The sequence below is a fragment of the Streptomyces sp. WM6386 genome (assembly GCF_000972385.1).
Classification (GTDB): domain Bacteria; phylum Actinomycetota; class Actinomycetes; order Streptomycetales; family Streptomycetaceae; genus Streptomyces.
Window position 1 is genome coordinate 133,614 of the sequence record NZ_JXTE01000029.1, and the last position, 6,000, is coordinate 139,613.

General features: G+C 70.0%; 7 protein-coding genes. 6 read left to right on the top strand and 1 reads right to left on the bottom strand.

All coding sequences use genetic code 11. The features are described from left to right. Nucleotides 1-314: 314 nt before the first annotated feature. Nucleotides 315-734: a hypothetical protein gene (locus tag TN53_RS49330; protein WP_052745253.1), complete on the bottom strand. Its 420-nt coding sequence runs from the start codon at nucleotides 732-734 to the stop codon at nucleotides 315-317. 7 nt (nucleotides 735-741) lie between these two features. On the opposite strand from TN53_RS49330, the gene TN53_RS49335 reads away from it, so the two are divergent. The 6 genes from TN53_RS49335 to TN53_RS19765 form a co-directional block, all read left to right on the top strand. Next, complete coding sequence (locus TN53_RS49335) at nucleotides 742-1,101, top strand: CAP domain-containing protein (RefSeq protein WP_052745254.1); 360 nt, start codon at nucleotides 742-744, stop codon at nucleotides 1,099-1,101. A 658-nt stretch (nucleotides 1,102-1,759) separates the two neighbouring features. Further along, a complete protein-coding gene (locus TN53_RS19745; protein WP_046259863.1) occupies nucleotides 1,760-2,845 on the top strand; it encodes an S-(hydroxymethyl)mycothiol dehydrogenase in 1,086 nt (361 codons plus the stop codon). After that, nucleotides 2,845-3,474, top strand: a complete 630-nt coding sequence (locus TN53_RS19750; protein ID WP_046259864.1) for an MBL fold metallo-hydrolase — start codon at nucleotides 2,845-2,847, stop codon at nucleotides 3,472-3,474. The genes TN53_RS19745 and TN53_RS19750 overlap by 1 nt, the downstream gene beginning before the upstream one ends. 195 nt (nucleotides 3,475-3,669) lie before the next feature. Then, nucleotides 3,670-4,032 carry a bifunctional 3-phenylpropionate/cinnamic acid dioxygenase ferredoxin subunit gene (locus tag TN53_RS19755; RefSeq protein WP_046259865.1) on the top strand — a complete coding sequence of 121 codons (363 nt, stop codon included), beginning with the start codon at nucleotides 3,670-3,672 and terminating at the stop codon, nucleotides 4,030-4,032. Then, nucleotides 4,029-5,192 (top strand): NAD(P)/FAD-dependent oxidoreductase, encoded by a 1,164-nt coding sequence (locus TN53_RS19760; protein WP_095046594.1) that lies wholly within the window; start codon nucleotides 4,029-4,031, stop codon nucleotides 5,190-5,192. Before TN53_RS19755 ends, TN53_RS19760 begins: the two co-directional genes overlap by 4 nt. Before the next feature lie 130 nt (nucleotides 5,193-5,322). Further along, on the top strand, nucleotides 5,323-6,000 hold a 678-nt coding region (locus TN53_RS19765), incomplete at its 3' end, for an aromatic ring-hydroxylating oxygenase subunit alpha (RefSeq protein ID WP_046259867.1).

Below are 6,000 nucleotides of genomic sequence, written 5' to 3' on the forward strand. Positions count from 1 at the left end.
CGTGAACGGCTCATTCGACTGCTCCTTGCGGTCGGTGATCGCGATTGCGGAGGAGCTCTTCCGGGCTGGTCGCGAGTGGGTACGGGCGTTCAAGAGGGGTGCGAACGGCGGTCCCTCGTCTCCCGAAGGCGCATTGCGCCAACGCCCGGCAGCGGTGCGGGTGTTCGTTGCCCGGCGTGCTGGGCGATCCCCATAATGACCGGGCTCGCCAGGGCCGAGGCGAGCCGCTGTGTGCACCCGGTCTCGCTACGGGGTGCCGTCTTTTGCTGCAGAATTCCGGATCACCGAATGAGGCCACGTATGAGCAAGCACCGTCAGAAATCGAAACGCCAGAAAATAGCCGGTGCCGCGGTCGCCGTGGTGGTTGTGGGCGCCGTGGGCGTTCCTTCGGTCGCCCAGGCGAGCGGTAGCGGGCTGGGAGGCTGGCGCGTCGTCTCGTTTCCCTGGTGGGGATGGGGCAAGTCGGATCCCGTAGCCGATCCGACGCCCTCGGCGTCACCGGTCGCGTCCGCGTCCGCCTCGGGCACCTCCGCCACCTCTGCTCCGTCCGGCACGCCGGGCGCCTCACCCTCCAGCGCCTCCCCGAGCGCGTCGCCATCGGTATCCAGCAGCCCGTCCGCCACGCCCGCCTCCGACTCGCCCGACGAGTCCACCTCGCCTTCGGCCTCTGTGAAGGCCACAAGCTCCAGCAGCGCCCCGAGTCCCTCCGTCAGCAGTGCCGATCCCGGACCCACGGATCGTGTGCTGGTTCTCGTCAACGCCGAGCGCGAAAAGGCGGGTTGTGCGCCGCTGACGGAGAACGACAAGCTCACCAAGGCCGCTCAGGACCACAGCCAGGACATGGCCGATCACGAGAACATGTCCCACACCGGTTCCGACGGATCGTCCATGAGTGACCGGCTCGCCCGCGTCGGGTACAAGTTCAGGTCGGCGGGCGAGAACGTCGCCTACGGGTACAACACCCCCGAGAGCGTCATGGACGGCTGGATGAACAGCTCCGGTCACCGGGCCAATATCCTCAACTGCGGCTTCAAGGAGATCGGTATCGGCCTGGCCCAGCCGGGCTACTACTGGACGCAGGACTTCGGCTCGGCCGCGTAGTCGCAAGCGGAATCAGCAGAACTGGCGCTCCGGCCCGAAGTTCAACACTTCCGGCCGGAGGGGGAGCGGCAGCGCCCGAACTCGGTGCCCGGAGGGCCGGCGGCTTATCCGGGCACGCCGTGAAGGAACGGCTCCCGCGCACCGACAACCGGCTCGGACGGCAGGGGCGCGTCACTCATATGGCGTGGCCGCCGTGGTAGCGCCGCTCATCGGCGGTGCCAAGGACACGCGCTCACCGGACGCGTCACTCACATGCCGACCGGCATGGCCGCGGTGGTAGTGCCGTTCATCGGCGGCGCCAAGGACACGCGCTCACCGGACCGCGGAACCTCGCCATCCTCGCGGCGGCCCCCTCCACTCTGGGCCGCGCTCGCCCGAGATCTGCGCCATGACTCGCCCCCTTGGTCCGCGGAGCCCGTGGCACCCTGTGCCCGCCAGGACCGCGGGGGCTCATGCCCTGCGGGGTCGTGAGCCGGCATGTGCGGCCACGGCCCCGTCCGCATTCTCACCGCTCGGCCGCGAAGCCGTACAGCCGCCAGAACCCCCGTCGTGCGCCTTGACCACCGCTCGGCGCTGCATGATGCTGTGTTGCGACACATGAGATGAGTGCCGTAATGAGCAACATCTGATTCGAGTCTCGACCAGCCGAGGAGTGGCCATGACGCACCAGGTGCGTGCTGTCGTCGCGCGGGGCAAGGGTGCCCCCGTCAGCCTGGAGACGATCATCGTGCCCGACCCGGGACCGGGCGAGGCCCTGGTGAAGGTCGAGGCCTGCGGGGTCTGCCACACCGATCTGCACTATCGCGAGGGCGGCATCAACGACGACTTCCCCTTCCTGCTGGGCCATGAGGCGGCGGGCGTGGTGGAGGCCGTGGGGGAGGGCGTCACCGATGTCTCCCCCGGTGACTTCGTCATCCTCAACTGGCGCGCCGTGTGCGGGCAGTGTCGGGCGTGTCTGCGCGGCCGGCCGTGGTACTGCTTCAACACCCACAACGCGAAGCAGAAGATGACCTTGCTCGACGGCACCGAGCTGTCGCCGGCGCTGGGTATCGGCGCGTTCGCGGAGAAGACGCTGGTGGCGGCGGGGCAGTGCACGAAGGTCGACCCCGCCGCGTCGGCGGCGGCCGTGGGGCTGCTGGGGTGCGGGGTGATGGCGGGCATCGGCGCCGCCATCAACACCGGCAATGTCGGACGCGGTGACACGGTCGCGGTGATCGGCTGCGGGGGCGTGGGGGACGCTGCGGTCGTGGGGTCCAGCCTCGCGGGCGCGGCGCGGATCATCGCCGTCGACATCGACGACAACAAGCTGGAGACCGCCAAGAAGCTGGGTGCGACCCACACCGTCAACTCCAGGAACACCGACGCGGTCGAGGCGATCCGTGAGCTGACCGGTGGCTTCGGCGCCGACGTCGTCATCGAGGCGGTCGGCCGCCCCGAGACGTACAAGCAGGCCTTCTACGCCCGTGACCTCGCGGGAACGGTCGTCCTCGTCGGTGTGCCCACCCCGGAGATGAAGCTCGAACTGCCCCTCCTGGACGTTTTCGGCCGTGGCGGTTCGCTGAAGTCCTCCTGGTACGGCGACTGCCTGCCCTCCCGCGACTTCCCGATGCTCGTAGACCTCTATCTGCAGGGCCGGCTGAACCTGGACGCCTTCGTCACGGAGACCATCGCACTCGACGAGGTCGAGAAGGCCTTCGAGCGGATGCACGGCGGCGACGTCCTGCGCTCGGTGGTGGTGTTCTGATGGCGGCCCGCATCGAACACCTCGTCACCTCGGGCACGTTCTCGCTGGACGGCGGCACCTGGGACGTCGACAACAACGTGTGGATCGTCGGCGACGACGACGAGGTGATCGTCATAGACGCCGCGCACGACGCCGAGGCCATCGCGGCGGCCGTCGGCGGGCGCACCCTGCGGGCGATCGTGTGCACCCACGCCCACAACGACCACATCGACGCGGCGCCCGCACTCGCGGAGCGCACCGGTGCCCCGATCCTGCTCCACCCGGACGACCTGCCGCTGTGGAAGCAGACCCACCCCGACCGCGCACCCGAGGGTGAACTGGCCGACGGGTGGGTGCTCGCGGTGGCCGGCGTCGAACTGACCGTGCTGCACACCCCCGGGCACGCTCCGGGGGCGGTCTGCCTCCACGCCCCCGCCCTGACGGCGCTGTTCAGCGGCGACACGCTGTTCGCCGGTGGACCCGGGGCGACGGGCCGGTCGTACAGCCACTTCCCGACCATCGTCGACTCGATCCGGGACCGGCTGCTCACGCTCCCCGGCGAGACCGTCGTATACACCGGACACGGGGACACGACGACCGTCGGCGCCGAGGCTCCACACTTGCAGGAGTGGATCGACCGCGGTTTCTGACCGCCCCCACGAGGCCTTCGCGCAGCGCCTGTCCCGCCTGTTTCCGCAGGTGGTACGGGCGCTGTGGGCTGCCCGGGGACCAGTCCGCAGGCCTGTTCGAACCAGGCCTTGTGATGCCTTGACAACGGTTCGGAGCGGCCCTCAAACTGGCGTTGCGTCAATCGCAATCCGTTTCGCTATACGCACCGAGGTGTCATGATGATTCCCGCGTGCCGCCTCGCGGATCTCCCGCGAGGTGAGGCCCACCGGCTCGACACAGATCCGCCGGTCTCGGTGTTCCACACCGACGACGGCGAGCTCTTCGCCATCGACGACACCTGCACCCACCAGGACGCCTCGCTCGCCGACGGCTGGCTGGAGGGCTGCGAGGTGGAATGCCCGCTGCATGCCTCGAAGTTCGACCTGAGGACCGGCGCGGTCGACGCCCCGCCGGCCAAGCTGCCGGTCCGGACGCACGAGGTCTTCGTCGAGGACGGCATGGTCTACGTCCGGTTGTCCACGGCGGCGCCCAACCTCCCGCCCTGCATATCCGCCCGGCTCGCCGGGGGTCCCGCGTGAGGACCGTCGCCGTGGTCGGCGCCTCGCTGGCCGGTCTGTCGGCTGCGCGCTCACTGCGCAGGCAGGGCTACGACGGGCGGCTCGTCGTCATCGGGGAAGAGCTCCACCGGCCCTACGACCGGCCCCCGCTCTCCAAGGAGTTCCTGGCCGGCACGCTCGGTGAGACCGAACTCTCCCTGGAGGCCGGTGACGAGGACCTGCGGGCCGAGTGGCTGCTCGGTACCCGCGCCGTCGGACTCGACCGCACGGACCGCGCCGTCCGGCTCGCCGACGGGCGTGAGGTGCGCGCCGACGGCGTCGTCATCGCGACCGGGGCCGCGGCCCGCACCCTCCCAGGCTCCGAGGGCCTGGCGGGAGTGCACACCCTGCGCACCCTGGACGACGCCCGCGCCCTGCGGGACGAACTGGCCCGCGGCGGACGGCTGGTGGTGATCGGCGGCGGCTTCATCGGCGCCGAGGTCGCCTCCACGGCGTACGCCCTCGGTCTGGACGTGACCGTCGTCGAGGTGGCCCCGACGCCGCTCGCCGCGCCGCTCGGGGAGAGCATGGGTGCCGTCGTCTCCGCCCTCCACACCGACCATGGCGTGCGACTGCTGTGCGGCGTGGGGGTCAAGGGGCTGAGCGGGGAGAGCCGGGTCGACGCCGTCCTGCTCGAGGACGGCCGCAGTATCCCGGCCGACATCGTCGTCGTCGGCGTGGGCGCGCGTCCGTGCGTCGAGTGGCTGGCGGGATCCGGCGTCGAGCTCGACAACGGCGTCAAGTGCGGCGCCGACGGCCGCACCGCCCTGGCCGGAGTGGTCGCGGTCGGTGACTGCGCCAACTGGTACGACCCGCGCGCGGGCTTCCACCGTCGTGTCGAGCACTGGACCGGCGCCCGGGAGCGGCCCGACGCTGCGATCGCCACGCTGCTGGCGGGCGGCGCGGTGGAACCGGGTGTGCCCCGGCCGCCGTATTTCTGGTCCGACCAGTACGGCGTGAAGATCCAGTTCGTGGGGCACGCGGCGGCCGCCGACAGCGTGACCGTCGAGGCGGGTGCCGCGGACGACCGTGACGTGCTGGCCGTCTATCGGCGCGCCGGAGATCCGGTCGCCGTGCTCGGTATGAATCAGCCGCGGCTGTTCACGCGCTGGCGCAAGCAGCTCGCCGCCGCGGGCTCTTGACACCGCCTCTCAGGCATCCCATGCTGCGGTTGCATATGGCACGCAGCGTTGCTCCATACACAACACCGTCCGGAGTCGCTCTTCCCGGCGCGTGAATGACCCCTCCCTGACGTTCTCCGAGGAGTGCCCCGTGACCTCGACCGGTCTGCCGGACAGCCTGATCGCCACCCTCCCCGGCTCCTCCTACACGGATCCGCAGATCTTCGCGCAGGAGCAGGAGCGCATATTCGAGACCATGTGGTTCTGTGTCGCGCGCGCCTCCGAACTGGCGAGGCCCGGCGCCTTCCGCACCGTCGACGTCGGCCGCGAGAGCATCCTCGTCACCCGGGCGCGCGACAACTCCGTCCGCGCCTACTTCAACGTCTGCCGGCACCGCGGCGCCAAGCTGTGCACGGAGGAGTCCGGCGAGGTCAAGCGGGCGTTCCAGTGTCCGTACCACGCCTGGACCTACGGCCTGGACGGCAAGCTCGTCGCGGCGCCCAACCTCACCAAGATGCCGGACGTCGGCCGTACCGAGTACGGCCTGGTGAGCGTGGCCGTGCGTGAATGGCTGGGTTATGTGTGGGTGTGCCTCGCGGAGAACCCGCCGTCCTTCGAGGAGGACGTCATCGGCGAGGTCGTCTCCCGGCTCGGGGACGTGGAGTCGATCGAGCGCTATGACATCGACAGTCTCTCGGTCGGCAAGCGCATCGTCTATGACGTGAAGTCGAACTGGAAGCTCATCATCGAGAACTTCATGGAGTGCTACCACTGCGCGACCATCCACCCCGAACTCACCGAGGTGCTCCCGGAGTTCGCGGACGGTTAC

Bases quoted from the DNA above. Each gene is read 5' to 3' on its own strand.
- TN53_RS19745 (WP_046259863.1), top strand. From the start codon at position 1,760: ATGACGCACCAGGTGCGTGCTGTCGTCGCGCGGGGCAAGGGTGCCCCC.
- TN53_RS19755 (WP_046259865.1), top strand. From the start codon at position 3,670: ATGATGATTCCCGCGTGCCGCCTCGCGGATCTCCCGCGAGGTGAGGCC.
- TN53_RS19750 (WP_046259864.1), top strand. From the start codon at position 2,845: ATGGCGGCCCGCATCGAACACCTCGTCACCTCGGGCACGTTCTCGCTG.